We start from the raw sequence: 26,527 nt of genomic DNA, 5'->3' as shown, positions 1-26,527 counted from the left end.
ATATAAAAAAAATTTAAATTCCTCTATAATAATATCAAGACTGTTGCTTTTTTATTATTTCTGATAATAATAATTATTATCATTAAGCGTTACAAATCATATTATGCATCAAAAAACTTTATTCTTGATAAAATCCATTCATCGCTGGATAGGGCTGGCAGGTGGATGGTTTCTTTTTATAATTATTATTTCAGGCAGCCTAACCTTATTTGATAGTGAAATCAATCAATGGATGCGGCCAGAACTTGCACGGGTCAAACCGGCCCCCCTTTCCTCCAAGGCACTGGATAATGCCTACAAAATTTGGACATATAGCCAAAATATGCCCAAAAATTTAATTAAACTTCCCTCTTCTCGCGATCCCTATCTATATGTTTCCTATTTAAAAGGCAATATAAAACGCAATATTGTTCTTGACCCTCATGAAGGGAATATTATTCCAGTCCGAAATACAGCAGGCGCTTCATTTATCGTTTCCATTCATAAAAAACTATATATGAATCCTAGATATGGACAATTTATTTTACTTATTGTCGCTTTTTTCTTTATTCTTTCAATCATTACTGGTGTGATTTTACATTATAAACCCTTTATCAAAATGCTTTTTAACCTTCAGGTCAAGGCTGCCCCCCTTCGACAACAACTTAATTATCATACGTCCATTGGAATAATTTTCTTGCCATTTCTTTTTATAATAGCATTAAGCGGTTTTTTATTCATCATTCCTCATTATCTACCTTCTCCTCATCCTCAATCAAAACCTGAAAATATATATAAAGACAATCTGAACACATTATCTAAACAAAATTTACTCAATTTAGTTAATGAAACTGAACGTTATTTTAATAATCCCGCAGGATTCATTTTTTTTACTCCTAAAGAAATAAAAATAAGTGAAGCGAACAATAGTCATCTAACCAGTTTTAAAAATCTAGTTGGTTTTGATAAAACTTCAGGAAAATTAACATCACATTCTTCCTTATCCCCCATGTTTGGTTATCCTGAAAAAGTTATTTTTGGCATTCATATGGCCAGGGCAGGTGGAGCCATATTCAGAACTATCAATTTTATATTAGGATTGGGCAGTGCGTTTTGCATAGCTTTTGGTCTTTTATATTATTCTAATCGCCATAAAAATAAACTTTTTACAAACAAAATAACCTATATTGGATATAAAACAATTGAAGGAATTAATACTAGCGTCATTATGGGAACTCTTATAGGATTCATATCCCTTTTATGGATCAATCGATTTATTCCCTTTGATTTTCCAAACAGAATCCATAATGAAATTTTTTTATTTTTCACAATATGTCTTCTTGTCTGCATTTACGGTTTTTTATCAGCATATTTTAACTATACAAATAATGCCTTAAAAAAATTAATGACAATATTCAGCTATCTCTGTCTACTTCTTCCTATTGTGGATCTGTTATTCAATAATACCCTGATAAAAGCCTCGTTACTGAATGGAAATTTCCTTTTTATAAAAATGGATGGCACAGTTTTTATTTTAGGAATTGTTTCATTATTGTTTTGCTCATATTTAAATAAAAAATCTTATCTATCATGATCATACTTATTATAACGTTAAATATTCTTGGCATATTCGTTTTTGCTGGCAGTCTGAAGAAATTTCAAGATAAACTACCAAACCAGTATTCAAACGAACAAATAAAATATTATTGTAAAATTATCAGTGTGTTGCTTATATTTTGCAGCTTTATACTTTGTCATTTATGTTGGAGGAAGATAGGCTGGATAATTGGGGTCAACCTGACTTCCATCAATGTGCTTGCAGTCACTATCGTGATAAGTTACTTTCCTCAATTTTTTTTAAAATGGAATGGCAAATTTCATTCTATATTTGCTTCATAGTCAGGCAAGTATCTATATAAATTTATTCATTTATGGTCTGGCAGTAATTTCGTATCAAGACCCATCAATTGACCTAATCGGGACAAACGACGTGAGACTGTCTCACTGATAACAGCATCCAGATGATGATAATAATATAATGTAAGTTTCTTTTTCCCAACTTTTAACCGTGTTCTCAACAAAAGGTTGGGAAGATTTCCTGATAATGTATATGCCAATCGAAATGCCAGTCCCAATATTACGGCCTGTTCATAATGTTTAGGAGAAAGAATTTTCTTGGAAGCAGACAGAAATTTATCATTCATGGTGGCATCATAACGTATCGCAATTGTCAAGGCCAAAAAGGCTCGCAACTGATGATCAAACGCCATGCCGGCCATTCGTAAAATACGATAATAAGCCTGCTCTTTACGATAGGCTGGATGGTCATGACAACCACAATCAGAAATCATACAGGCTACCCAGCGTTTTTGCTGCATATCCTGATCTTCATTATTAAAAAGTGAATCTGTCCACTTGATCAGGGCGGAAGGAAATTCCTGTACACGACCCAATCGTTTACAAATATCTAAAGCTGCAGCTTCTTGTGGGTTTTGATTACGATTATTTTCGGCAATAACATTTCGCATATACCAACCTTCCCGAACCCCCTCTGCGCAAAAAATAATTTTTGACGGTTTCAAAATCATTAATAACTGTTTCAACACCGTGGCGGCATATGGTAAATCGTTTAACCTTTTATGAATTAAGGCCTGTGTATTTAAATTTCCATCTTTTAGCTTAAGTAAAATCCAATCCACAAGAATTTTTGCTTCATTATAAGAAAGCGTGTAATAATGAACGATACAAATCGGATAAGAAGTGTATTCCATATATAATTGTGCCATTGCCCGAAAAGCGCCACCGACCAAATATAATTTTTTCTTTTTGGATTCATGCAACCATTTAACCGATTTTATATCCCTACCCGCAATAACATTCGCTTTTGGAATTTTCTTGCCTGCACGATCCATCAGGCGAATAACACCCAAAGACAAGGTTTGTGCATTATATCGCTGCTGATTTGAAATTTGCACCAGCTCCATAGAGCCACCACCAATATCCGCAACAACACCGTCCGCATTCGGAATACTGCACATTACACCTGCAGCGGCATAATCCGCTTCCTGTTCGCCAGTCAATATTTGAACAGGTACACAAGGCATCCATTTATGCAATTTTTTTAAAAATTCATGTCCATCATCTGCATCTCTAACCGCTGCAGTCGCTAGGACAACAAATGGATCCGCCTTCATTGTCGTGGCAATTGCATAAAACCTTTTAAAAACATCTTCGGCTAACAAGACACCTTGCGGATTGAGTTTACCTGTTTTTTCCAACCCGCTTCCCAATCTAAGTGTGGCTTTTTCATTAAAGATAATTACGGGATTACGCTCCCTTCCTTCAAAAACAACTAAACGAACGGAATTCGAGCCCAAATCAACAATTGCTGATCGTATTGAGGAAGAGGAATGGATCATTATTATTTCCTTTGAGGCAAAAAATTATAATAGATTATAGTCTAATCCAAAGGCCTTGTATCCAACGAGGGATTCTCCATAAAATAGTTATGTGCGGAAAAAGGAGGTTCCGAAGATTCAAGACGTTTCCATTTTTTATCCCTCCCCAATTGCCAAGACTGCATATTATCTTTCAGATTTGCAACCATTAACTGATTTAAAATTTTATAATGAATATCTTCTGGCAAGATAGGTATCATTTCCTCGATTCGACGATCCATATTTCTTTCCATCCAATCTGCAGAAGACATATAGACTTTAGCCGATCTTGAAGGAAGCTCGTACCCGTTTCCAAATACAAAAACTCTGGCATGTTCAAGAAAACGGCCAACAATTGATTTGACAAATATATTTTCAGAAAGATTTTTGATACCCGGACGAAGACAACAAATTCCTCGAACAATTATATTTATTTTTACACCTGCACAAGACGCCTCATATAATTTGTCAATTAATTGTGGATCCACAAGAGAATTCATTTTAAGCCACATCGCACCTGGTTTGCCTGCTTTTACGAAAGCAATTTCATCATCAATCAATTCATTTAAGGTTTTACGGATGGTTAAAGGCGAAAACGCAATTTTTTCCATTTTGTCAGGACGTGCATATCCCGTGACATAATTAAATAATTTGGCCGCATCACGCGTTAATTCGGCATTACAGGTAAAATAGGATAAATCAGTATAAATTTTTGCTGTAATCGGATGATAATTGCCAGTGCCAAAATGGGCATAAGAGCGTATGTTTCCCCCCTCTCTTCGAACAACAAGACTCAATTTTGCATGGGTCTTCCAATCGGCAAAACCGAAAACAACCTGCACACCGGCTGCCTCCAAATCCCGTGAAAGACGAATATTGGCTTCTTCATCAAAACGGGCCCTTAATTCAACAATGGCTGTTACGGAAATTCCATTTTCTGCTGCCTCAATTAAAGCTTTGACAATGGGACTGTCCCGGGATGTTCGATATAAAGTTTGTTTAATGGCTAAAACCTGAGAGTCTTGAGCCGCCTGACGCAAAAACTGAATCACAACATCAAAACTCTCGAAAGGATGGTATGCCAACAAATCTTTTGAGCGTAACAGGGCAAAACAGTCCCCGGCACTTTCCCGAATACGCGCGGGAAGATGAGGTGAATAATATGGAAAAAGGAGATCTGGCCTGTTATCAACAATGAGTTGCTTAACATCCACCAATCCCAGTATTCCCTTATGAACCGTCACCTCTTCTGGAGGCACTTCCAAAGCATGGGCAACTATTTCACCAAGTTTTGGAGGGAAATGTTCATCGATATCCAAATGAATCACAACCCCGCGTCTTCTTCTTTTCAAGGCTGTTTCATAGGATCTCACCAGATCCTCCGCTTCTTCTTCAAATTCGACATCTGTATCACGAATAACGCGTAACAAGCCATAATTCGCAATTTTGTATCCAGGAAATATCGATGAAATAAATATCCTAACCAAATCCTCTAATAAAACAAATCTTTGAATTTTATTGCTACATAACGATAAAGGCAAAGGTATAAAACGCAACAGCTGCGACGGCAATAAAATCATCACATATTTGCGGCTGCTATTTTGGCTAATCAATCTTAAAGCAATTGCGAGATTTAAATTTGGTATAAATGGAATGGGATGGGCAGGATCCAAGGCAATAGGGGTCAGGATTGGAAAAATACGCTCCATAAAAAATTGATGTAACCAGTCCAGATCTTCCTTGTTCAATTCTTCTGCCTTACAAACAATGATACCTGAATCACTCAATAATTTTATAAGTTCATGATAGATCCGTTGCTGGTCACTAAATAGTCCCTTAACCCTTTCCTGAATGGCAACTAATTGTTCTGCAGGTGTTAAACCATCAGGAGAAAGTGCTATCAACCCCTCTCTCACTTGACCGGTCAGTCCCGCAACACGTACGGAATAAAATTCATCAAGATTGCTTGCACTAATGGATAAAAAACGTAATCTTTCCAAAAGTGGATTATGTTTGTTTTCGGCTTCCTCTACGACCCTTTGGTTAAAATCAAGCCATGATAATTCCCGATTAATAAAACGCTCATAATCCATTTTGATATTATTAGATATCTGAATACTGTTTCGCTGCTTAATTTTGCGACCCGACTTTTTCACAGCAATTTTATTTTGTGTCAAATGATTGATATTCGATATATTTTTACGATTTTTTTGGATCATGTAATATTACTTTATACTGAATTATTTGCATTAAAAATTATTTTATTAATTTATCAATTTTAACACAATTTTCTCTAATTTTTTTAAATAATTCAAAATCACGTCTAATTATAACATATTATTTCTATATCATTATAAAATTGACAATTCATCAAGAATTTTCATGACAAGATTTCTGGTCATTCCCCCCTGTTCAACAAGGGTTATTTCATCTAACCGTTCAATAAACTGACGTACTGCAAAAGCTGTTCTTGGTAATCGTAACTGAATAATATCCATAATGGACGTTGGAATAACCAATTGCCTGTCAGCTACTAACCGAAGAAATAAAAGCCGTAATAATTCCTCTTCAGGTTGTTCAATTTTAATCGCTATGATTGACCGTAATCGGCTAGCCAAATCGGGCAACTCAACTTCCCATCGAGCTGGTGAGGAACGCCCTCCTAGAACAGTTATGATCCGCAACTCTTTGGTCATGTTTAAAATATGCAACAATGAATGAAAATCAGTGACTAGATCGGCATCATCTATAACAATGGCTTTTATTTCTTTATTTTGTAATTTTTCGGACCAATATACAGAAGAGTTTTTTTGTAAAGCAGAAGCTGGAATATATAGGGCCTGTTTCCTTTCCGCCCATATTTGCAATAAATGCGTTTTACCTGTTCCTGAATCTCCCCATATTGCCAAACGTCGATCTGGCCAATCTGGCACATTGTAGGTTGTTTTACTGATCCCAAGCCAGGTCCGTGCATCAAAATTTGAAGGTGAATTTATAAAATCTGAAGAAATAAAACGAGGTTTATAGGTAAAGGGTAAAGCGAGCTGCCTTGACGTATTAAAAAAACAATTTTGTTTATTTTTTTCCTGCATCACTACTTTACCAAAATTCAATCTATCCTATAAACCCTATTATGGTGTAAAACTATCCTATAACCATTTCAAGATAAACCTATAAAGCAAGAATAGAGGCTGCTTAATAATGAAGTCAGATTTTTCTGAGAATACAGAACTAAATAACCAGCAGGATGAAATCACCTATGAAAATGCTGGTGTCAGTATTGCCACAGGGGATGCATTGATCGAAGCTATAAAACCGGTTGTCTCCCAAACTCATAATAATGGTGTTATGGGTAATCTGGGCGGATTTGGTGCGTTATTTGACTTAAAAGCAACCGGCTATCTAGATCCAATTCTTGTTTCAGGAACCGATGGGGTTGGAACAAAGCTTTTGCCCGCAATCGAAACAGGGCTGTGCGACAATATCGGATTTGATCTAGTTGGAATGTGTGTGAATGATATCGTTGTGCAAGGCGCAAGACCTTTGTTTTTTCTCGATTATTTTGCTACCGGAAAATTAGAGCTTGATCAGGCACAACGTATCATACAAAGTATCAGTAAGGCCTGTGAAGCAAGTGGCTGTGCCTTGATTGGTGGAGAAACAGCGGAAATGCCGGGGATGTACAAGGAAAAGCATTATGATCTGGCCGGATTCGCCGTTGGAGCAGTTGAAAGAGATCAGATTCTACCCAAAAATATCACTAGCGGTGATAAAATTATCGCTTTGACATCAAATGGTGTTCATTCCAACGGATTTTCCTTGGTACGTTCAATTGTAAAAGCCCAAAACCTGTCATGGGACGATGTGGCACCTTTCGATCCCAACCAGTTTCTTGGAGAGGCATTACTCGCCCCGACACAGCTTTATGTAAAACCTGTACTAAAACTTCATGAGGCTGGACTACTAAACGGGGCCGCCCATATTACAGGCGGTGGAATTATCGGCAATCTTCCACGTATTTTGCCAGACAATCTTGTAGCTGTTGTTGACGGACAAAGCTGGCCCATGCCACCAGTATTTTCATGGCTGGCCCACGCTGGCAACGTTCAACCAGAGGAAATGCTGAAAGTATTTAATTGCGGTATTGGCATGATATTGATCACATCAGATTTTGAAGCCGTGAATAAACTACTTAATGATACCGATGTCCAAGCCTATATCATTGGCCAGATTGAACCAAAAACCGAACTCGATAATGATCAACAGGTATTCTTCAGCGACCTACCCGATTTTACCTTTATTCCTGAAATTGATTAACAAGGTGAGAACCCTTTAAATGTCGAAGAAAAAACGTATAGCGATCATGATAAGCGGACGTGGTTCAAATATGCGTTCCCTTATTGATGCATGTGCCAAACCCTCTTTCCCAGCATCAATTGAGTTGATCATTAGTAATAACCCAGATGCAGAAGGATTGGAAATCGCCCGCAAATCGGGTATTACCACTCAAGTCATTGATGACTATGATTTTGGCAATAACCGACAAGCTCATGAACGCCAAATTAATGCGGCCCTTCAAGCCCATCATGTTACAACAATCTGTCTTGCAGGTTATATGCGACTTTTAAGCCCGTTTTTGATCAATGAATGGAAAGGTAAGATCCTAAATATTCATCCAAGTCTCTTACCAGCTTTTCCTGGTTTAGATACCCATAAAAAAGCCCTTAAAAAAGGGGTGAAGATACATGGTTGCACCATTCATATCGTAACAGAAAAAATGGATGATGGTCCTATTCTAGGTCAGGCAGCAATTCCTGTTCTTCCCGATGATACAGAAAACACCTTGGCAAAACGTGTATTGGACCAAGAACATCTTCTTTATCCAAGAGTTTTAAAGAATTTTCTATTGGGATTTGAAGCTGATTCGACTTCTGATACCCTGATTAATGGATAAATTTAAAAAGGTTGGAGATAAAGATCTCCAACCATTGGTTTTATACGCAGATTTCAATGTCTGAAAAAAAGAAGCGAATTTCAGTAGCTGCATTTTCGGCAGAATCAGATCCATGAACTGAATTGGCCTCAATTGATTCAGCAAATTGCGCACGAATCGTGTGTGCTTGAGCTTTTTTAGGATCTGTTGCACCCATGATATCACGATTTTTTTGAACAGCGTTTTCGCCCTCCAAAACCTGAACCACGACAGGACCACTTATCATAAATTCAACCAGATCATTGAAAAAAGGACGTTCTTTATGAACTGAATAAAAAGCTTCAGCTTGCTGCTTGCTTAGCTGAATACGTTTTTGTCCAACGATTTTTAATCCCGTCCCTTCAATTAAAGCGTTGATTTTACCAGTCAAATTACGACGTGTTGCATCTGGTTTTAAAATTGACAGTGTTCTTTGTAAAGTCATATTGAAATTTCCTTTAATCTGTAAATATATTGCAGAGAAAAATACTCTATTGGTAAATAGAAGTATTTCTCTTATCTTGTCGATAGTTTTTTTATCATATTTTGCGGGCAGATTTGTGAGTACGCTGGTTATAAATCACCTTACCCTTCGAATTTTAGGTCGTCCCCTCTTGGAAGATGCTTCCCTTACCATTGAGAATGGGCAAAAAGTTGGACTGGTTGGCCGAAATGGAACAGGAAAATCAACATTGCTAGCCGCAATTTCTGGAGACATATCAATTGATGGAGGTGAGATTCTTTTATCAAACCGTATAAAAATGGCACGGGTTAAACAGGAAACACCATCTGGTAATTTATCATTAATTGAAACAGTGCTTTCTGCGGATAAAGAACGTACGTATCTCATAAATGAGGCTGAATCAACACGGGATGGGTATCGGCTTGCTGAAATTCATGAAAGACTAATAGCCATACAAGCTGACAGCGCTCCGGCTCGCGCAGCAACCATTCTTGCAGGTTTGGGTTTTAGTGCAGAAAACCAACAACGTCCTATTTCGGATTTTTCTGGTGGATGGAGAATGCGAGTTGCTCTAGCGAGCACATTGTTTTTAAATCCCGATTTACTGCTCCTTGATGAACCCACCAATCATCTTGATTTAGAAGCGACTTTGTGGTTGCAATCCTGGATCAACAATTTTTCTGGCAGTGCAATAATTGTCAGCCATGATCGCAATCTTTTGAATGAATGTGTTGATGCCATTGCCCATCTTCATCATCAGAAATTGTCCATGACAGCTGGAGGATATGATGAATTTATCAGAATAAATAACGAAAAAATACTTCAACAAAATCGGGAAACTGAAAAAATAGCCGCGAAACGTGCTCATATGCAAGCTTTTGTCGATCGCTTTCGTGCCAAGGCGACCAAGGCCAGACAAGCGCAAGCACGCTTAAAAGCACTTGAAAAACTGCCTGTTTTGGAAGAAATTGTTGAGGAAAAAGCAATACATTTCGAATTTCCCCAACCTGTACAATTACCGCCTCCATTAATTACCCTTGATCAAGTCAAGGTTGGATACGGCGATCATGTTGTACTTTCCAATTTAACATTAAGAATTGATCCAGATGACCGTATTGCCCTTTTGGGTGCAAATGGTAACGGTAAATCAACCTTTATCAAACTTATCGCAGGTTGTCTGAAACCAATGGAAGGTAGCATTCATAATCACACCAAACTTTCTGTTGGTTATTTTGCTCAACATCAGTTAGAAGAACTTATTCCTAATCAAACCCCATTCAGTCATCTTGAAAAGGTTTTACCAAAAGCCACACCCACTGAATTGAGAGCGCAACTTGCCCGATTTGGATTAAATACCGAGCAAATTGATACCCCTGTTCAATCCTTGTCTGGTGGAGAAAAAGCTCGACTTGTTCTGGCTCTTATCACACGTTATAAACCCAATATCCTATTGCTTGATGAACCTACCAATCATTTGGATCTTGATGCAAAAGAATCCCTAATTCATGCATTATCCTCCTTTGAAGGAGCTGTCATACTTATTTCCCATGATCCACGTCTGATAGAACTGATAGCTGACCGACTTTGGTTGGTTAATAATGGTACAGTTGAATCTTTTGATGGTGATATCAATGATTACCGTCAATGGCTAACGGATAATAAACGTATTCTTGATTCATCCGTAAAAAATACAGAAACTGGCTCATCTCAAAAATTAGCACGCAAGGAAAGAGCGGAAAAACGGAAAATACTTCAACCGTTAAAAAATAAAATAAAGGCTCTTGAATTACTTATTCAGAAAAATAGTGAAGCCTATCTCAAAATTGAACAAAAAATGGCTGAACCAGAGTTTTATTCAAATGTATCAGCTGAAGAAATAACAAAATTACAAATCGAATTGGCTGAATATCAAAAACGAAAAAATCAAGCCGAAGAAGATTGGTTTATTTTACAAGATAAACTGGAAAATACTGAAAAAGAATTGTAAATAATTTATAATATACTAACAGGCAATGAATATGATTTCATCATTGCCTGTTAATAAAATATTGAATCAGTCCAGTTTAGGATGTTGATCAATCAGTATCTGTCTACGTCGTTCCAAATCTGCGATTTTTTCATCAATTTCCTCAACTTTTTGCTCTATCGTATCAAAATGTTCTGATAAAATTTCTTTGGCCTCATTACGATCGGAAGCTGTTGGTGTTTCACCTCTTAAGGGTTTATTGGCCGTTTCAGGCATTCGTATTCCTGTCCACAGTCCTATTAATGAAATACCCATCAAATAAAATGCAGGCATATTTAAGTTATGCGTTGCTTCAACCATCCATGCCACAATTGTTGGTGTCATGCCTGCGATTAAAATCGAAATATTAAAAGCAATCGCCAGTGCGCTATAACGAATTTGAGTTGGAAAAATAGCTGGCAGAATTGAAGCCATCACACCGATAAAACAATTCAATAATATGGCAAGAATTAATAAACCAATAAATATAAAACCGACTGAATTCGTTTGAATCATCAAAAAGGCAGGATAAGATAATAAAAAAAGTCCAGTGCTACCCCCCAATATAAAAGGGCGTCGTCCAATTTTATCACTTGTCATTCCAATTATAGGCTGAACAAATAACATACCAACCATTACGGCAATAATAATCAATACGCCGTGATTTTCTGAATAATGCAAATTATGTGAAAGATAACTCGGCATATAAGTCAAAAGAACGTAATACGTCACGTTGGTAACAATTACTATTCCAACGCATATCATTAAACTTTTCCAATATTTACCGGCCACTTCCCGATATGATAGCTTGGGTGAATTTCTGAGGTTTACCTTACTTTCAGCCTCCATATCCTCAACATGCTTTTGAAAGGCTGGTGTTTCCTCCAATTCATGACGCAAATATAAACCTATTGCTCCCAAAGGAAGGGCTAAAAAGAAAGGAATACGCCATCCCCATCTCTCAAACTGCACATCAGAAATCATGCTGGATATCAAAACAACAACACCAGCCCCAATTACAAACCCTGCGATGGATCCAAAATCAAGCCAACTTCCCATTAATCCACGTTTACGATCAGGGGAATATTCCGCGACAAAAATTGCGGCACCAGAATATTCTCCACCTACTGAAAACCCCTGTACAAGCTTTGCAATCAATAATAAGACCGGGGACATAATACCAATGGATTGATAACTTGGGATTAATCCAATACTACAAGTACCCAATGACATTATGATTATAGTTATCGCCAGGATTTTTTGTCTTCCGTACCGATCTCCCAAAATACCACAAACTATTCCCCCCAATGGACGAACAAGAAAAGGAACAGAAAAAGTCCCCAATGAGGCAATCATTTGAACACTTGGTGAAGCATCAGGAAAAAAAACCTTACCCAATACAAAGGCCAAAAATCCATAAACCCCAAAATCGAACCATTCCATTGCATTTCCAAGTGCGGCTGCAGTTATGGCTTTTTTTAATTTATCATCATCGATAATGGTGATGTCATTAATATTCATTGGTTTATATATTTTTTTTACTGGCCTCATTAATATTTCCTTCAAAAGTATAATTTATCTTCATAAATCAATTTTTTTTATTTTTTAAATTTTTAATTTTTTTTGATTTTAACAAGATTTAAACATTTTAAGGAAAATCTGTCCTTTCATAATCATATTGATCAACAAGCTTTCTTAATGGATCAAAAGCACTATCATTACAATCTTTTACAAATATCTTGCTTTCACTCTCATTGATGACTTCATAAAATATCTTATTATTCCAATCCGCCTGGCTGATCCCAAGCCACAATACCAAAGTGAAAGGATGGGGTTTTTCCTGTTCAGGTTTGTTAATATAATAGTTTTTGTCCAGATCACGATTAAACTGAATTTCAACATCCCCGGTGGATGGCGGGTTCTGATGTAATGGTCCCCAACCTTTTAGATTGGATTTTATCCATTTCTTAACCGATTCAAGCTCTGAAGGTGTTAAACTACGTTTTTTGTGCAAGGGCCCAACAACAATTTCTGCATTGACTATCGGTGGAAAAGTAACAGGTTGAATTTTATCCCTGACCGAAAGCCATATAATCATCACAATGGTAAGACAAACGATTAATACAAGGGTTAAAATTATATTTTGCTTTCTCATTCTTTTATTTTTTTACTTTTAAAACTGCTTGAATAACACGGTTAACCTGAGCATTCGAAAGTTCTGGATGAATAGGTAATGCCAAAATCCGTTTGGAAATTTCCTCTGATACTGACAAATATGTTCCATCATGATAGGAGTGATAGGCAGGTTGTAAATGCAATGGTAAGGGATAATAAATGGCCGAGGGAATATTTTCAGCCTTTAACGTATCTTGTACAAATTTGCGTTCTGCTTCATCACTTAATAGAATTGAATAAATTGCCCAGGCACTTTTACTATTTAATACCCGAGCAGGTATTTTTACACAAGACAAAAGCGCGGCATCGTATAAAGTTGCAATTTCTTCTCTTCTTACAAGCTCCTCTTCAAGATAACCGAATTTGGCCAACAATATTGCTGCCTGTATCGTATCCAAACGTCCATTTATTCCCGTTCGCAAAACCTGATAACGTGTTTGTCCTTCGCCATGCGAACGCAACGAGCGATAAAGTTCAAACTTTTCTAAACTGTTTGTAAAAATTGCACCACCATCCCCATAGGCTCCAAAAGGTTTTGATGGAAAAAATGAGGTGATCGTGGCATCTGCCTGACTACCCAGTTTCTTTCCATGATATTGACCACCAAAGGACTGAGCACAATCATCCAACAAAAATAAATTTTCATCTTTAGCAATCTGGCATAATTCATTCCATGGCGCAGGCTGTCCAAAAAGATCTACCCCAATAATGGCTTTAGGTTTTAATTTATTTTCTTTTTTAACCTTATCAATTGCATTTTTGAGATTAATTGGATCAATTTGAAAAGTTTCAGGATTAATATCAACAAAAATGGGAGTTGCACCCAGCAATAATGGAACCTCAGCTGTTGCTGTATAGGTAAATGCAGGTAAAAATACAGCATCCCCTCTTCCAACATTTTCACCCATTAACGCAATCTGGATTGCATCTGTTCCAGATGAAACCCCTATACAATATGAAGCCCCGACATATTCCGCCAAACGATCTTCAAGTTCCTGAACTTCAGGTCCTAAAATAAACTTTCCATGTGAAAAAACCTTGTCTATACGATCTTTTAAAATCTTTCCTATACGTGCCTGTTGTTTGTTCAAATCTAAAAATAATATCGGATCATTCATATTCACCTCTAGTATAATTTTTTAAATTATCTTATTCGATTTTTTGATTTCGTTCATTTAATTCGACAAATGTTTAAATTCAGGCACTAATTTCTGCACATATGTTATTGCCTCAACAACATCATTATTATCACATGCATATCTAATCCGATCGATATATTCTGTAACCACCTTGATATCCATACCTTTGGGCGTTGCCATCAATAAACCGTCATGATCAGTTGGAACTGGGGCTTCACGACCATAAAATAATTCCTCAAATAATTTTTCACCAGGTTTTGCCCCGGTAAATTCTATGACTATGTCCTCATCCGGTTTTAACCCGGCAAGGCGAATCATCTGACGTGCCAAATCTAGAATTTTTATGGGTTTTCCCATATCAAGTACAAAAATGCCCCCCTGATGCAACATCTCATCCGTTTTGTCTCCATTCCCAAATCTTATTGTTGCTCTTACGCTAGCCTGTAAAACCAACCCTACCGCTTCTGGAATAGTCATAAAATAACGTTGCATATTTGGATCGGTAACCGTCAAAGGTCCTCCATGACTCAACTGACGCTTGAACAGGGGAACAACAGATCCTGTTGAGCCAAGAACATTTCCAAACCTTACCGTAATGAATCGCATTTTGCTCATACCCAACCATTCAAAACCCTGATTTTTCTTTTCAGTATCATGGTCACGAATGGTTTTATCGAGAGACTGACAATACATTTCTGCAATTCGTTTTGAAACGCCCATAAAGCTTGAGGGATTAACCGCTTTATCAGTAGATATCATAATAAATGCCTGTGTCCCGCATTTAACAGCAGCATCAGCCACAACACGCGTGCCAATAATATTTGTTAAAAATCCCTCGATTGGATTATTCTCGATTGTAAATACATGTTTCAATGCTGCAGCATGAAAGACCAAATCTGGTTTATATTTTTGAAAAAGGGAATCCACTCTTTTCTTCTCTCGAATATTGATCAAGATCGTTTCCCTTAAACCTGCAAAATTACTTTCCGATAATTCAATATTTATCTTCCATAGTGCATATTCGCTTTGATCAAGCAACAATAATAATTTAGGGGATAAATCAGCAACTTGCCGAACCAATTCTGATCCTATACTTCCTCCCGCACCTGTAATGGCCACGACTTTGCCCTTTATCATTTCAGCCATGCCAGCACGATCCAAGACAATCTGTGGCCTGTTCAATAATTCATCAAGAGCAATCGGTTTCAATTCTAAATTGGCGGCAGGTGATAAATGGGTAATTACTGGTGTTCTCTGAACATCAATATTCCATTTACCCGCAATTGCTAAAAAATCCCGCAATTGCTCCCCTCTTAATTCTTGACCAATAATCACGAATAAAGAAGGTAATTTTTTTTGTGCATCAAGCTGTGTCAGTATGACAGAAAAATCATCCAAACTTCCTAAAATGGGAATATTATGAATACGATGCCCTTTTCTATTCTGACGAAAAGAGATCAGTCCCATAACCGATAATGCGTTTGAATGATCAAGCCGTATAGCCCGCATAAACAGATCAATATCTGCATCATTTCCAACAATGATAATTTTTCTTTTTTTATTGAAATAATTCCTAAATGCTTCTGAAGATAAAATCCGGTAACCTATTCTACCACCGCCCATTAATAGCAAAAGAACCATTGCATAAATAAACGGAAATGTCACGGAAGGCAATGGATATCCGGTTACATACAATAAACAGGTGAATAATATCGCACTGCCTACAGATGCAGCGGCTATATTTAACAAATCCGCTATCCCGGAAAAACGCCAATATTGTTGTGGAATATGAAATGGTATTCCACTAACCAGCAAGGTCAATACACCACCCGTTAAAAACCATAATGGATGGATAAACCCGCCCTGTGGATCAGAAAGCCAACGTGCCAATGGAGCAGCAATGGCTGCCAACAGACCATCCATAAAAATATTGATAGCAATACGATTAAATATCTTTTTTTGTTGGCTAGAAATAGTTACACTAGGCTGTTGCAAAATCACTTTTCCATTTAAATAATGTAAAATAACTTTATTTAATTACATTACATTTAAAAAACAATGAACTCTGTAAACTATAAATATTTGTTACTTATCTGGCTTATCTCCAATACACTATTATCCGCAACAATTGTGAAATATGTTGCCTCAGTTGGTATTATGGATAATCCAAACCAACGGAGTTCTCATACATTTCCAATACCAAAAGGCGGTGGGATAGGTATCATTTCCGCCTTTTTAACTGCCAATATAAGTTTTATTTACTTATTTAACCAGCATTATTCTTTATCAATCATAGGTTTATTATCAACCATTACATTCATATCATTATTTTCGTGGCTGGACGATATCAAACAATGGTCAGCCTTATCCAAACTGGCAATTCAATTTATTGCATCCGTAAGTGTTTGTATTTTTGTCTTTCCAGCCTCTTTCTTAGAAAACCATTTATATTTGCTTCCTTTTTTTATAATCTGGCTTGTTTATATAACTAATGCTTATAATTTTATGGATGGTTTAAACGGTTTGGCTGCTGGAGTTGCCGCAATCTGCTGCCTGTTTATTTATTTTTATAGCACAAATCTGGAAAATAAAATTTTTGCATTATCTCTATTGACTGGATTGCTCGGTTTTCTTCCTTTTAATTTCCCAAAAGCTGAAATTTTTATGGGAGATGTCGGCAGTCAAGCTTGCGGTTTGATATTGGCCTCTTTTGCCATTATCCCCTTAGGCACAGCGATCAATTCAGACTTTGTCACCTTAATTTCTCAAAATATAATAATATTTTTTCTTTTGTTTGGTTTCATTTTTGATGTGACCTTTACATTAATACGTAGAATAATTAACAAGGAACCTTATTTACAAGCACATCGCAGCCATTTATATCAAATGGCACATCGCAGTCATATTTCTCCGATTTTAATCACGTTTATAGAATGTTTATTTTGCATTTGGGGTGGTTTTTTATTCTATCTATTCCCCCTTACTTCATTGCAAAACATTGAACTCGCATGCTCGCTACTGATTTTGCCTCAACTTATCTGGACTTTATTCATTCTTTACAAAACACAGTCTTTAAATATAAAAAAATGGTAACTGTATGATATCCAGTTACCATTTTCCAAAAATTCAAGCAACTATTTTTTCATTTTATCTAGTTGTTCACCATTTAATTCATCTGCAGTCATATGACTTTTATTTGCAGATTTTTTAATGTTTTTTTCTTTCTGCTTGTCAGCTTCAGCTGCTTTTTGCAAATGTTTATCAACAAATTTAATTTCAAAACCTGCAGGTGCACCGGCCAATCTTCCGCCAACAGTGTTTGTATCCATTTTAATGATAACATTCTTTGCATTTTTTAGATTTCCAGCCCCTACACCAACACCAGCTGTGGCTTCACCCGTAGCGGCGGCATATTTTCCAGCAAAATCATATATATTTTTTAACTGAAAAACACGTCCTGTTGCTTGAGATTTTGAAAAACCTAATGCAACAACATCACCACCCTTTATCTTGAACTTGTAAACATGTCCCCTATAATGAAGAATACCATCTCCCCAAGTATAACCAACGCCTAAATCTGCTGAATGAAAGGTCATAGTCACCGTACCTACGGATTTTTCAGAAGATGCAGCAGCTTGGTGAACACGTTTGTGATGATTGGTCGCATATATTGGATTAATTAAAAAAGACGATCCAATCAGAGTAGCGGCAAAGAGTAAGTTATTATTTTTCATTATGATTTCCCCAAATAGTTTCTGTACTATAATAACACTTACCTGGAAATAAATAAATATATTAAACTACATTCTCATTTTGGGTATTAAATAAAAAAGCAGTTATTAAATTAATAACTGCTCTTACAACATATATAGTAATTGTTATATAACCATTATTATTGCTTCACAGCTTCGCTCATAATGGATTGAATATTCTGCAAATATTCATAACCTTCTTCTGTACGCTGCACTAATACAGAGCGACGATCCATAGGGTCTGTTTTTCTACCTAGCAAATTGAGTTCTTCCAATCGATCCAGAGCTCTTGTGATAGCCGGTTTTGAAACTCTTAGAGCCGCTGCCAATCCACGAACAGTCTGAACTGTTTCATTCAAATAACAAATCAAGAAAACAGCCAATTGACGTGCTGACAAGTCAGGTTTATCCTGACGTACCATTGTCGTGATTGTATTCTGGAGAATAACAATCTGTTGTTCAAAAGGGATTTTTTTAGAAGTCATTTTATAACCTTTGAATAATTACTTACATATAACGTTGTGTCAGTTAAACAAATGAGTATTATGACTTAAAATATCAACCTTCTCTACAAAAAATTATAACAAATTAATTACAATTAATTTGACACACCAAAAAAACATAGGAAAAGTAATAAAAATTTCTCATTGAAAAATTAGTTTATTAAGATTTAAGCTTTATTTACCTCCTTTTATTTTGATAGTAAAATTATTTTACTCTTTTTTTTTGATTTTGTAACTATATAATAACAAAAAGTAATAAAAATAAACCAAGCACTTCCGATATATAATGCCATACGCGTGTCAAACTGTATCATTAGCGTCAATAACGTGAAAAAAATAAAAATTATGCAAAGAATGCAGGAGATATATCCACCAGGTAATTTGAAGAAAGAACTCATGTGTTTATGAAGATGTTTTTTTCTATACTGGATATAGGACAGTAATATTAGCAACCAAGTAAATAATGAAATAATTGTCGCAACGGAAGCCACCAAAGTAAAAATTTCAATAATACTTTTATTATTAAAAAGTAATAAGATAACTGAAGTTAATAAACATAAGCAAGAAAATCTCAGACCATTTATCGGTATAGAATGTTTGGATAATTTTCCAAAAAAAGCAGGCGCTTTATTAAGTCTTGCCAAACCATATAACATACGGCTACTGGAAAATACCCCGCTGTTTGTAGATGATGCAGCTGACGTAATCACAACAATATAGACTATTGCAGCAGCTGCAGGGAGACCAGCAAACAAAAACAACATGATAAATGGACTTTTGGATGGATTGATACTTTGCCAAGGAATAACCGCCATAATAACCATTACAGAAAATACGTAAAACATCAAAATTCTTAAAGGGATATTATTAATGGCCTTGGGTAAATTTTTTTCCGGATCTTTAGATTCAGCCGCAACAGTACCAATCAGCTCAACTCCAATAAAGGCAAAGGTGGCACTTTGAAATCCAGCCAAAAACCCCTCAAATCCATTAGGAAACAAATTACCATGATTCCATATGTTTTTTACAGAGGTCACGTCTCCTGATGGAGAACGAAAACCCGTAACGATAAAAAAGATACCAACAAGAATTAAAACAATAATGGCTAGAATTTTGATAATGGCAAAACTAAATTCCATTTCACCAAATATTCGAACAGTCAAACGGTTTAAAATATAAAATATTGCGATACAGCATAGAGCCGGTATCCAAGAATACAAATTGGGATAAAATATTTGCGTATATCCTGAAATGGCAATTAGATCTGCAATACCAATGACAATCCAGCACAACCAGTAAGACCAACCCAAAACAAAGCCGCAACAAGGTCCAAGCAATTCTGTAACAAAATCTACAAATGATCTGTATCGTAAATCAGATAAAAGAATTTCGCCCAAGGCACGCATTACAAGGAATACAATAATACCAATAATACAGTAAATAAAAATAATAGAAGGACCAGCAAGTGAAATCGTATTAGCCGCTCCCATAAAAAGACCAGTGCCTATACACCCTCCAATTGCAATTAACTGCATATGTCGGTTACTCAAATTTCTTTTTAATTCTGTATCTATACCCTGACCCATAAAAAACCTTTATTACATTGATTTTTCAAACGTGTTTGAAAATGATTAATTTTTTGCAAGCAATAAATTAATTATTTAATTATTAATTAAAATAAAATTTCAAAACAATTGTAATTTATAATTATCATTGAATGATTATCTAATTAATTTATCTATTATCCTGTACGCTTATCAAAAACAGCTGATATAAATTACCTAATAATGACACAAATCAAAGCAATACTTGGACCAACAAATACTGGCAAGACCTATACAGCCCTTGAACGCTTGCTTGCTTATCCTTCCGGAATCATTGGATTTCCCCTAAGGCTTCTTGCCAAGGAAAACTATGACCGAATGGTTAAAATCAAAGGAAAAAAAAATGTCGGGCTTATAACAGGTGAGGAAAAAATTGTTCCACCCCAGGCAAAATGGTTTTCCTGCACTGTTGAGGCAATGCCCGTTCATATACCCGTTGATATTGTCATCATTGATGAAATTCAGCTTTGTTCAGATCCAGATCGTGGACACATTTTTACCCACCGGCTTCTTCATTGCCGCGGAACATATGAAACAATTTTTCTCGGGGCTGATACAATCATCCCTATTTTGAAAAAACTTGTTCCATCTATCGAAATACAAACACGGCCAAGACTTTCATCATTAGTATATAATGGATTTACCAAATTAACAAAATTACCACCACGTTGTGCAATTGTTGCCTTTTCAGCCCATGAAGTTTATGCCATTGCAGAATTGGTCAAGCGTCAAAAAGGTGGATGTGCAATTATCATGGGACGACTTTCTCCCCGTACCCGTAATGCACAAATGGAACTTTATCAAAATAAAGAGGTTGACTATTTGATTGCCACCGATGCAATTGGCATGGGTTTGAATATGGATGTCAATCATATCGCTTTTGTGAATTTATCAAAATATGATGGACGACAGATGCGTAATCTCTATCCAAGTGAAATTGCTCAAATTGCAGGTAGGGCTGGGAGAGGCTCAAGGGATGGAACATTTGGCATAACCGCGAATTGTCCAATAATTTCTGATAAAATTGTCAATGCCATAGAAAATCATGCTTTCGATCCCATAAAACAAATTTATTGGCGTAATCATGATCTCGATTTTCAAAATCCCCTGACACTTTTTTCCACCTTAACCACACCTTCACTGTTTCCACAGCTTATAACTGGTCAATATTCTTCTGATCTTAAAAACCTATCTTATCTTATCCAAGACCATGAAGTACGTTCAATATGTACGTCACAATTTAAAACTGAATTGTTATGGGAATGTTGTCAAATACCCGACTTTAAAAAAATTGGCAGTGAATATCATGCACGGATATGTAAACAAATTTTCCTTTTTTTGATCAAACAAGGCCATATACCTGAAAATTGGATTGATCAGCAAATTCAACAGCTAAATCATTTGCAGGGGGACATCGATACCTTAATGCAGAGACTTGCCAGTATTCGTATCTATTCATTTTTAACAACAAAAAATAATTGGGTAGAATCATCATCTTATTGGCACGCCCAAACAAAAGAGATAGAAGAAAAACTTTCCGACGCGCTACATGACAGTTTGGTATCAAAGTTCGTTAATCAAAGGGTCACAAACCTTATCCATCATTTATCTCACTCTAAACAAATAAATGCCTTTACCTCTATAACAAATGAAGGGAATATTTCAATTGATGGCGAGTTTATTGGTAAAATTCGGGGATTTTGTTTTCAACTTCCGGATTCAATCCATAAAGACGAACGCTCTTTTATTTTAAAAAAAATTAATAAATCGATTGAAAAATTTATCCCTCAACAGGTTAATCGATTAATTCACGATAATGATAAAGAATTTATGATAGATCATGATAAAAAAATTATATCATGGCAAAAATCACCAATCGCTCAATTAAAAAAAGGCAAGGATTTTTTTCATCCAGATATCTGCCTTTTAAATAAGGATTTAATTCAACAAGTTTTTCAAAATTTAATCTTGAGAAGATTGAAAGAATTTTTAGAAAATTATAATCGAAGATTATTTCCAAATTTTTTTAATGCCTTGGATAATGATAACAACACATCAGAACTACGTGGAATTCTGCATCAACTTTATGAAAATGGAGGCATTTTATGGACTGAACAATATTTCAATTTGTCAAAAGACACAATTAAACAATTGAAACATTACAAGATTCATTATGGAAATCACGCAATTTATATCGAAAATTTTTTTAAAGAAAAACAATATTATTTACGACATACACTCCTCACACTCAATGAACAGATTGCTAATCCTGTTTTACTTTCACCTAAACAGATTGCTTATTTAACTTCTTCGACAATGAACAAAAATCTTGTTGCCAAGATGGGATGGCTTGTTGCCAATAAACAGATCATCAGATTGGATATTGCAGAAAAATTGACGTTCAAGCTTAAGAAAGCTTCAAAAAAACATCCTGTTTGTTTTCATAAAAAATGGATGGCACCTGTTCCATATTATAATGATAACATTATTCCACTACTTAAATCTCTAAAATTGCAACCCAAAAAACCTGAAAAATTAACATATGAAAAATTTGGCCCTCCAGCACCCTTATTAATTAAAAAAATTAAAATAAAAAAACAGCGCAAAATTAAACATATGACGCATCTTACCCAAGATAATCCATTTAACATTCTTAAAAACTTTCTTTTGAATCGTACATGAACTATCAAACTGAGCTAACCTGTCAACGTATTGATATCTGGCTTTGGCATGCTAGAATATATAAATCCCGATCGATTAGTCATTTCTCGATTAAAAACGAAATTATAAAAATAAATTCAAAATCAGTTATCAAACCTGCAACTTTAATAAAAAAAGACGATATCATTACCATTCCCTGGAACAACAGTAGCAGGGTAATACAGGTCTTGGGTTTTTCAACCCGAAGAGTTTCAGCAAAATTATGTCACTCTTTATACAAAGAAATTCTTGAAAAATAGATTTTGATGTAATAAAGAAAATGAATAATTTTCTTGTTAGTCATCAAGATGATACCTAACTTATATAAGTAAGCTATTTTATATAATTAAGAAAAACAATTATTTAGGGAAAAACCCTTATTTAACTAGTATGAATCGGAGAAAACAATGGCCTATGTGGTCACAGAAAACTGTATCCGCTGCAAATATATGGATTGTGTAGAAGTATGTCCCGTCGACTGCTTCTATGCGGGTGAAAATTTTCTAGTTATAAGCCCAGAAGAATGTATCGATTGTGGAGTATGTGAACCTGAATGCCCTGCAGAAGCTATATTCCCTGACAGTGATGATCGTTCTACCGACTGGATTGAGATCAATGCTGAACTGTCCAAATCATGGCCAAACATTACAAGAAAAGAAAATACACCTTCGGATGCTGATGAATGGAACGGAAAGCCTGATAAAAAAGATATGCTTTCCCGGAAACCGCATAAGAGCTAATGTATATCAGTCTTTAATCAATAAAAAACCCTTTATCAAATGATAAAGGGTTTTTTTACAACTTGATTTCATTTTGCCCCATAATGATTTACAGGACAAAACGTAAATATAATTATCGAGACATCATGTTATAACTTGCATTATGCATTACGAATAACGTTCCAAATACAATAACGATTGCTACGAAAAGCGAAAATGCATAACTTACCAAATCAACACGTTTTTCTGGAGACACACTGACATGCAAGAAAAATACTGACTGAACAATAATTTGTAATGCTGCCAATACCCCAAGCGTAGTTGCAGTAGCCATCGTTGAAAACATATGTTCCATAACGATATAAAAAGCAATTACCGTAAGGATGATCGATAATACATACCCGACTATATAGGATGCTACAGAGCCGTGTCCTGCCTCTTCTGAGGCTGTAGTGTGATTTTCTGTCATTATGCCATACTCAACAGGTAAACGAAACTAAATACGCAAATCCAAACAATATCCAAGAAATGCCAAAATAAACTCATACAAGCCAATCTTGGCATCATTGTTTTGTTTAGACCCTTTGTTACCAATTGAATCATCAGAACCGTCATCCAAATCAGACCCAAAGTAACATGTAAGCCATGCGTTCCAACAAGTGTAAAGAATGCCGACCAATAAGCGCTAACGGTTGGTGAGGCACCATGTTGAACAAAAGCGATAAACTCTTGAACTTCCAAAACAAGGAACCCTAAACCAAGAATGGCTGAAACCACCATCCATAAAAGTGTTCCATTGTTACTGTTACGACGCGCCTGAATCATCGCGAAACCGAAGGTAAGTGAACTTGTCAACAGCAAGGCAGTTTCAATAGCCACTCGTCCCAGTTCAAACATTTCTTTACTGGTTGGACCACCAGCAAACTGATTTCTTAAAACCGCATAACTGGTAAATAAACACCCAAAGACAATGCAGTCCGACATCAAATACATCCAAAAGCCAAAGAATGAATGATTTTCATGCTCATGTTCGTGTTCATGAACATTTTGTGAAGTATTTGACATCGTTGTACTCATATTCTCAGCCATTATTCAGCCACCTGTGTCATAAGTTTACGAGAATGTTCTTTTTCAATACGTTCAACTTCTGAAGCAGGAATGACATATTCTTTATCATCTTTAAAGCTATAGCCAATAGCTAATACAAAATTAAGAATTACGGTAACAATCACAAGCCACCAGATATGCCAAACTGCCGCAAATCCCAGAACCAATGCAAACATGCCATGCCAAAAACCTGCAGACGTGTTTTTAGGCATAAGAATATCCTTATAGGTTTCAGACGTACGACGTGTATCAATTCCATGCTCTTTATTATATGCATAAGCATCACGTGATTGAACAACTGGAATATGAGCAAAGTTATAAACAGGAGCTGGAGAAGAAGTTGACCATTCAAGACTACGACCATCCCATGGATCACCCGTTACATCAATATTTTCAGGTTTTTTCGCGTTAATAATACCAAGGAAAATCTGTAATAATTGGCAAACAACACCACAAAGGATACAAAATACACCAACACAGGCAATCTGTAACCAGAAATGCCAATTGGGATTGTCATAATGATTCAAACGACGAACCATTCCATCAAATCCGGTAATGTATAATGGAACAAATGAAAGGAAAAATCCAAAGAACCAGAAAAAGAATGCGGCCTTACCAAGTTTCTGACTCATCTTGAAACCGGTTACTTTTGGAGCCCAAAAATTCATCCCCGCGACATAACCAAAATAAACACCACCAATAATAGTATTATGGAAGTGAGCAATCAAGAATTCACTATTATGCAAAACGAAGTCACTGGCTGGAATTGCCAGCATAACCCCGGTCATACCACCAATAACGAAAACAATCATAAATCCGATTGTCCAATACATTGGTGCAGTAAATTCGATACGTCCTCTAAACATGGTAAAGAGCCAGTTAAAGACCTTAACTCCTGTTGGGATGGCAATGATCATCGTCATGATACCAAAAAAGGTATTAACATTTGCTCCGGCACCCATTGTAAAGAAGTGGTGAACCCAAACCAGCAAGGACAAGGTCGTAATCGCCAAACTTGCATAAACCATTGTTGCATAACCGAATAATGGTTTTTTGCAAAATACAGGAACAACTTCCGAGAAAACACCAAAGGCAGGAATTACAAGAATGTAAACTTCAGGATGTCCCCATGCCCAGATCAGATTCAAATACAACATTACATTTCCACCACCATCATTGGTAAAGAAATGCATTCCACAATAACGATCCAGTGCCAATTCAGCCACAGCCACTGTCAAGGCAGGGAATGTCGTAAAAATCATGATACAAGATGCAATAACAGTCCATGTGAAAACAGGAATACGCATCCATGTCATTCCTGGGGCACGCATTTTGACAACTGTAGTTATAAAGTTAACAGCAGTCAAAAGCGTTCCAACACCGGAAATCTGAACAGCCCAGATATAATAGTCTACCCCTACGCCAGGACTAAACTGCAATTCAGAAACAGGTGGATAGGCCAACCAACCAGCAGTCGAGAAATCACCAATAAACAAAGAGATGTTAACTAGTATAGCACCAGCAGTCGTTAACCAAAAACTTAATGAGTTGATAAATGGAAAAGCGACGTCACGAGCACCAATCTGCAAAGGAACGATAAGGTTAAATAGACCCTGCATAAATGCCATGGCCATGAAGAAAATCATGATTGTACCATGAGCAGTGAAAATTTGGTCATAATGCGATGGAGGCAGGTAACCAGGACTATTATAAGCCATGGCCTGTTGCAGACGCATCATGATAGCATCCGCAAATCCACGGAATAACATAACAAGTGCAAGCACGATGTACATTATACCGATACGCTTGTGATCAACCGAGAAAAGCCAGTTTCTGAACAATACACCCCATTTACCATAGTATGTGATCGCTCCTAAAACAGCCAATCCAACAATAACTACCCCAATAAATGTCCCTACCAATATAGGTACATGATATGGAATAGCCGAAAGACTTAATTTACCTAACATTT

General features: G+C 36.2%; 22 protein-coding genes. 8 read left to right on the top strand and 14 right to left on the bottom strand.

All coding sequences use genetic code 11. The annotated features are described in order from the left end of the window. Positions 1-103 precede the first annotated feature (103 nt). Entirely contained in the window at positions 104-1,573 is a 1,470-nt protein-coding gene (locus H3R33_RS02695) for a PepSY domain-containing protein (protein ID WP_198185229.1), read from the top strand. A 331-nt stretch (positions 1,574-1,904) separates the two neighbouring features. On the opposite strand, the gene H3R33_RS02690 is transcribed toward H3R33_RS02695, so the two are convergent. From H3R33_RS02690 to H3R33_RS02680, 3 genes are all read right to left on the bottom strand, one after another. Continuing rightward, a complete protein-coding gene (locus H3R33_RS02690; RefSeq protein WP_110438170.1) occupies positions 1,905-3,398 on the bottom strand; it encodes a Ppx/GppA family phosphatase in 1,494 nt (497 codons plus the stop codon). A 41-nt stretch (positions 3,399-3,439) separates the two neighbouring features. Further along, positions 3,440-5,635: an RNA degradosome polyphosphate kinase gene (locus tag H3R33_RS02685; protein WP_198185228.1), complete on the bottom strand. Its 2,196-nt coding sequence runs from the start codon at positions 5,633-5,635 to the stop codon at positions 3,440-3,442. 132 nt (positions 5,636-5,767) lie between these two features. Beyond that, on the bottom strand, positions 5,768-6,508 hold the full coding sequence (locus H3R33_RS02680; RefSeq protein ID WP_198185227.1) for a DnaA ATPase domain-containing protein: 741 nt from the start codon (positions 6,506-6,508) through the stop codon (positions 5,768-5,770). 109 nt (positions 6,509-6,617) lie between these two features. On the opposite strand from H3R33_RS02680, the gene purM reads away from it, so the two are divergent. Continuing rightward, entirely contained in the window at positions 6,618-7,733 is a 1,116-nt protein-coding gene (gene purM / locus H3R33_RS02675; protein WP_198185226.1) for a phosphoribosylformylglycinamidine cyclo-ligase, read from the top strand. Between the two features lie 19 nt (positions 7,734-7,752). Beyond that, positions 7,753-8,370, top strand: coding sequence for a phosphoribosylglycinamide formyltransferase (purN, locus tag H3R33_RS02670; protein ID WP_198185225.1), 618 nt, complete (start codon positions 7,753-7,755; stop codon positions 8,368-8,370). A gap of 40 nt (positions 8,371-8,410) precedes the next feature. On the opposite strand, the gene ndk is transcribed toward purN, so the two are convergent. Continuing rightward, complete coding sequence (gene ndk / locus H3R33_RS02665) at positions 8,411-8,833, bottom strand: nucleoside-diphosphate kinase (RefSeq protein ID WP_198185224.1); 423 nt, start codon at positions 8,831-8,833, stop codon at positions 8,411-8,413. Between the two features lie 115 nt (positions 8,834-8,948). On the opposite strand from ndk, the gene H3R33_RS02660 reads away from it, so the two are divergent. Beyond that, the gene (locus H3R33_RS02660) at positions 8,949-10,838 is read left to right on the top strand and encodes an ABC-F family ATP-binding cassette domain-containing protein (protein WP_198185223.1); all 1,890 of its coding nucleotides are present in this window, start codon (positions 8,949-8,951) and stop codon (positions 10,836-10,838) included. Between the two features lie 66 nt (positions 10,839-10,904). Here the strand turns inward: H3R33_RS02660 and proP are convergent, their stop codons facing one another. The 4 genes from proP to H3R33_RS02640 all read right to left on the bottom strand — a co-directional run bounded on the left by proP (position 10,905) and on the right by H3R33_RS02640 (position 16,165). After that, positions 10,905-12,407 carry a glycine betaine/L-proline transporter ProP gene (gene proP / locus H3R33_RS02655; RefSeq protein ID WP_198185222.1) on the bottom strand — a complete coding sequence of 501 codons (1,503 nt, stop codon included), beginning with the start codon at positions 12,405-12,407 and terminating at the stop codon, positions 10,905-10,907. A gap of 97 nt (positions 12,408-12,504) precedes the next feature. Continuing rightward, on the bottom strand, positions 12,505-13,011 hold the full coding sequence (locus H3R33_RS02650; RefSeq protein ID WP_198185221.1) for a hypothetical protein: 507 nt from the start codon (positions 13,009-13,011) through the stop codon (positions 12,505-12,507). A 4-nt stretch (positions 13,012-13,015) separates the two neighbouring features. Next, positions 13,016-14,149, bottom strand: coding sequence for a DegT/DnrJ/EryC1/StrS aminotransferase family protein (locus tag H3R33_RS02645; RefSeq protein ID WP_198185220.1), 1,134 nt, complete (start codon positions 14,147-14,149; stop codon positions 13,016-13,018). A gap of 57 nt (positions 14,150-14,206) precedes the next feature. Beyond that, the gene (locus H3R33_RS02640; RefSeq protein ID WP_232342190.1) at positions 14,207-16,165 is read right to left on the bottom strand and encodes a nucleoside-diphosphate sugar epimerase/dehydratase; all 1,959 of its coding nucleotides are present in this window, start codon (positions 16,163-16,165) and stop codon (positions 14,207-14,209) included. Positions 16,166-16,228: 63 nt separating this feature from the next. On the opposite strand from H3R33_RS02640, the gene H3R33_RS02635 reads away from it, so the two are divergent. Next, on the top strand, positions 16,229-17,263 hold the full coding sequence (locus tag H3R33_RS02635; protein ID WP_198185219.1) for a UDP-phosphate alpha N-acetylglucosaminyltransferase: 1,035 nt from the start codon (positions 16,229-16,231) through the stop codon (positions 17,261-17,263). 41 nt (positions 17,264-17,304) lie between these two features. On the opposite strand, the gene H3R33_RS02630 is transcribed toward H3R33_RS02635, so the two are convergent. The 3 genes from H3R33_RS02630 to H3R33_RS02620 all read right to left on the bottom strand — a co-directional run bounded on the left by H3R33_RS02630 (position 17,305) and on the right by H3R33_RS02620 (position 20,011). Continuing rightward, positions 17,305-17,904 carry a hypothetical protein gene (locus tag H3R33_RS02630; RefSeq protein ID WP_198185218.1) on the bottom strand — a complete coding sequence of 200 codons (600 nt, stop codon included), beginning with the start codon at positions 17,902-17,904 and terminating at the stop codon, positions 17,305-17,307. Between the two features lie 158 nt (positions 17,905-18,062). Continuing rightward, positions 18,063-18,407, bottom strand: coding sequence for a MarR family transcriptional regulator (locus H3R33_RS02625; protein WP_110438182.1), 345 nt, complete (start codon positions 18,405-18,407; stop codon positions 18,063-18,065). Between the two features lie 206 nt (positions 18,408-18,613). After that, positions 18,614-20,011, bottom strand: coding sequence for an amino acid permease (locus H3R33_RS02620; RefSeq protein WP_198185217.1), 1,398 nt, complete (start codon positions 20,009-20,011; stop codon positions 18,614-18,616). A 201-nt stretch (positions 20,012-20,212) separates the two neighbouring features. On the opposite strand from H3R33_RS02620, the gene H3R33_RS02615 reads away from it, so the two are divergent. The 3 genes from H3R33_RS02615 (at position 20,213) to fdxA (ending at position 23,469) form a co-directional block, all read left to right on the top strand. Then, complete coding sequence (locus H3R33_RS02615; RefSeq protein ID WP_198185216.1) at positions 20,213-22,711, top strand: helicase-related protein; 2,499 nt, start codon at positions 20,213-20,215, stop codon at positions 22,709-22,711. Further along, a complete protein-coding gene (locus H3R33_RS02610) occupies positions 22,708-22,989 on the top strand; it encodes an RNA-binding S4 domain-containing protein (protein ID WP_155566944.1) in 282 nt (93 codons plus the stop codon). Before H3R33_RS02615 ends, H3R33_RS02610 begins: the two co-directional genes overlap by 4 nt. A 147-nt stretch (positions 22,990-23,136) precedes the next feature. Continuing rightward, complete coding sequence (fdxA, locus tag H3R33_RS02605) at positions 23,137-23,469, top strand: ferredoxin FdxA (RefSeq protein WP_198185215.1); 333 nt, start codon at positions 23,137-23,139, stop codon at positions 23,467-23,469. A 112-nt stretch (positions 23,470-23,581) separates the two neighbouring features. Here fdxA and cyoD read toward each other — a convergent pair whose 3' ends face one another. From cyoD to cyoB, 3 genes are read right to left on the bottom strand one after another with little or no spacing between them, the layout of a single operon-like run. Further along, on the bottom strand, positions 23,582-23,917 hold the full coding sequence (cyoD, locus tag H3R33_RS02600; RefSeq protein WP_110438187.1) for a cytochrome o ubiquinol oxidase subunit IV: 336 nt from the start codon (positions 23,915-23,917) through the stop codon (positions 23,582-23,584). Beyond that, positions 23,917-24,537, bottom strand: coding sequence for a cytochrome o ubiquinol oxidase subunit III (gene cyoC / locus H3R33_RS02595; RefSeq protein WP_196424137.1), 621 nt, complete (start codon positions 24,535-24,537; stop codon positions 23,917-23,919). The genes cyoD and cyoC overlap by 1 nt, the downstream gene beginning before the upstream one ends. Continuing rightward, positions 24,537-26,525, bottom strand: a complete 1,989-nt coding sequence (cyoB, locus tag H3R33_RS02590) for a cytochrome o ubiquinol oxidase subunit I (protein ID WP_110438188.1) — start codon at positions 26,523-26,525, stop codon at positions 24,537-24,539. Before cyoB ends, cyoC begins: the two co-directional genes overlap by 1 nt. Positions 26,526-26,527 lie beyond the last annotated feature (2 nt).

Origin of the sequence: Commensalibacter sp. B14384M2 (genome assembly GCF_016101865.1) — a bacterium.
Taxonomy (GTDB): Bacteria; Pseudomonadota; Alphaproteobacteria; order Acetobacterales; family Acetobacteraceae; genus Commensalibacter; species Commensalibacter melissae.
The sequence above is the reverse complement of the archived record's forward strand: the minus strand, read 5'-3'. Positions and strand labels throughout refer to the sequence as shown.

Excerpts from the sequence above, each read along its gene's own strand:
- fdxA (WP_198185215.1), top strand. The coding sequence starts at position 23,137 with ATGGCCTATGTGGTCACAGAAAACTGTATCCGCTGCAAATATATGGAT.
- cyoB (WP_110438188.1), bottom strand. The coding sequence starts at position 26,525 with ATGTTAGGTAAATTAAGTCTTTCGGCTATTCCATATCATGTACCTATA.
- cyoC (WP_196424137.1), bottom strand. The coding sequence starts at position 24,537 with ATGGCTGAGAATATGAGTACAACGATGTCAAATACTTCACAAAATGTT.
- H3R33_RS02615 (WP_198185216.1), top strand. The coding sequence starts at position 20,213 with ATGACACAAATCAAAGCAATACTTGGACCAACAAATACTGGCAAGACC.
- H3R33_RS02685 (WP_198185228.1), bottom strand. The coding sequence starts at position 5,635 with ATGATCCAAAAAAATCGTAAAAATATATCGAATATCAATCATTTGACA.
- H3R33_RS02635 (WP_198185219.1), top strand. The coding sequence starts at position 16,229 with ATGAACTCTGTAAACTATAAATATTTGTTACTTATCTGGCTTATCTCC.
- H3R33_RS02680 (WP_198185227.1), bottom strand. The coding sequence starts at position 6,508 with ATGCAGGAAAAAAATAAACAAAATTGTTTTTTTAATACGTCAAGGCAG.
- purN (WP_198185225.1), top strand. The coding sequence starts at position 7,753 with ATGTCGAAGAAAAAACGTATAGCGATCATGATAAGCGGACGTGGTTCA.
- H3R33_RS02690 (WP_110438170.1), bottom strand. The coding sequence starts at position 3,398 with ATGATCCATTCCTCTTCCTCAATACGATCAGCAATTGTTGATTTGGGC.
- H3R33_RS02645 (WP_198185220.1), bottom strand. The coding sequence starts at position 14,149 with ATGAATGATCCGATATTATTTTTAGATTTGAACAAACAACAGGCACGT.
- cyoD (WP_110438187.1), bottom strand. The coding sequence starts at position 23,917 with ATGACAGAAAATCACACTACAGCCTCAGAAGAGGCAGGACACGGCTCT.
- H3R33_RS02695 (WP_198185229.1), top strand. The coding sequence starts at position 104 with ATGCATCAAAAAACTTTATTCTTGATAAAATCCATTCATCGCTGGATA.
- purM (WP_198185226.1), top strand. The coding sequence starts at position 6,618 with ATGAAGTCAGATTTTTCTGAGAATACAGAACTAAATAACCAGCAGGAT.
- H3R33_RS02610 (WP_155566944.1), top strand. The coding sequence starts at position 22,708 with ATGAACTATCAAACTGAGCTAACCTGTCAACGTATTGATATCTGGCTT.
- H3R33_RS02620 (WP_198185217.1), bottom strand. The coding sequence starts at position 20,011 with ATGGGTCAGGGTATAGATACAGAATTAAAAAGAAATTTGAGTAACCGA.
- H3R33_RS02625 (WP_110438182.1), bottom strand. The coding sequence starts at position 18,407 with ATGACTTCTAAAAAAATCCCTTTTGAACAACAGATTGTTATTCTCCAG.
- ndk (WP_198185224.1), bottom strand. The coding sequence starts at position 8,833 with ATGACTTTACAAAGAACACTGTCAATTTTAAAACCAGATGCAACACGT.
- H3R33_RS02650 (WP_198185221.1), bottom strand. The coding sequence starts at position 13,011 with ATGAGAAAGCAAAATATAATTTTAACCCTTGTATTAATCGTTTGTCTT.
- H3R33_RS02630 (WP_198185218.1), bottom strand. The coding sequence starts at position 17,904 with ATGAAAAATAATAACTTACTCTTTGCCGCTACTCTGATTGGATCGTCT.
- proP (WP_198185222.1), bottom strand. The coding sequence starts at position 12,407 with ATGAGGCCAGTAAAAAAAATATATAAACCAATGAATATTAATGACATC.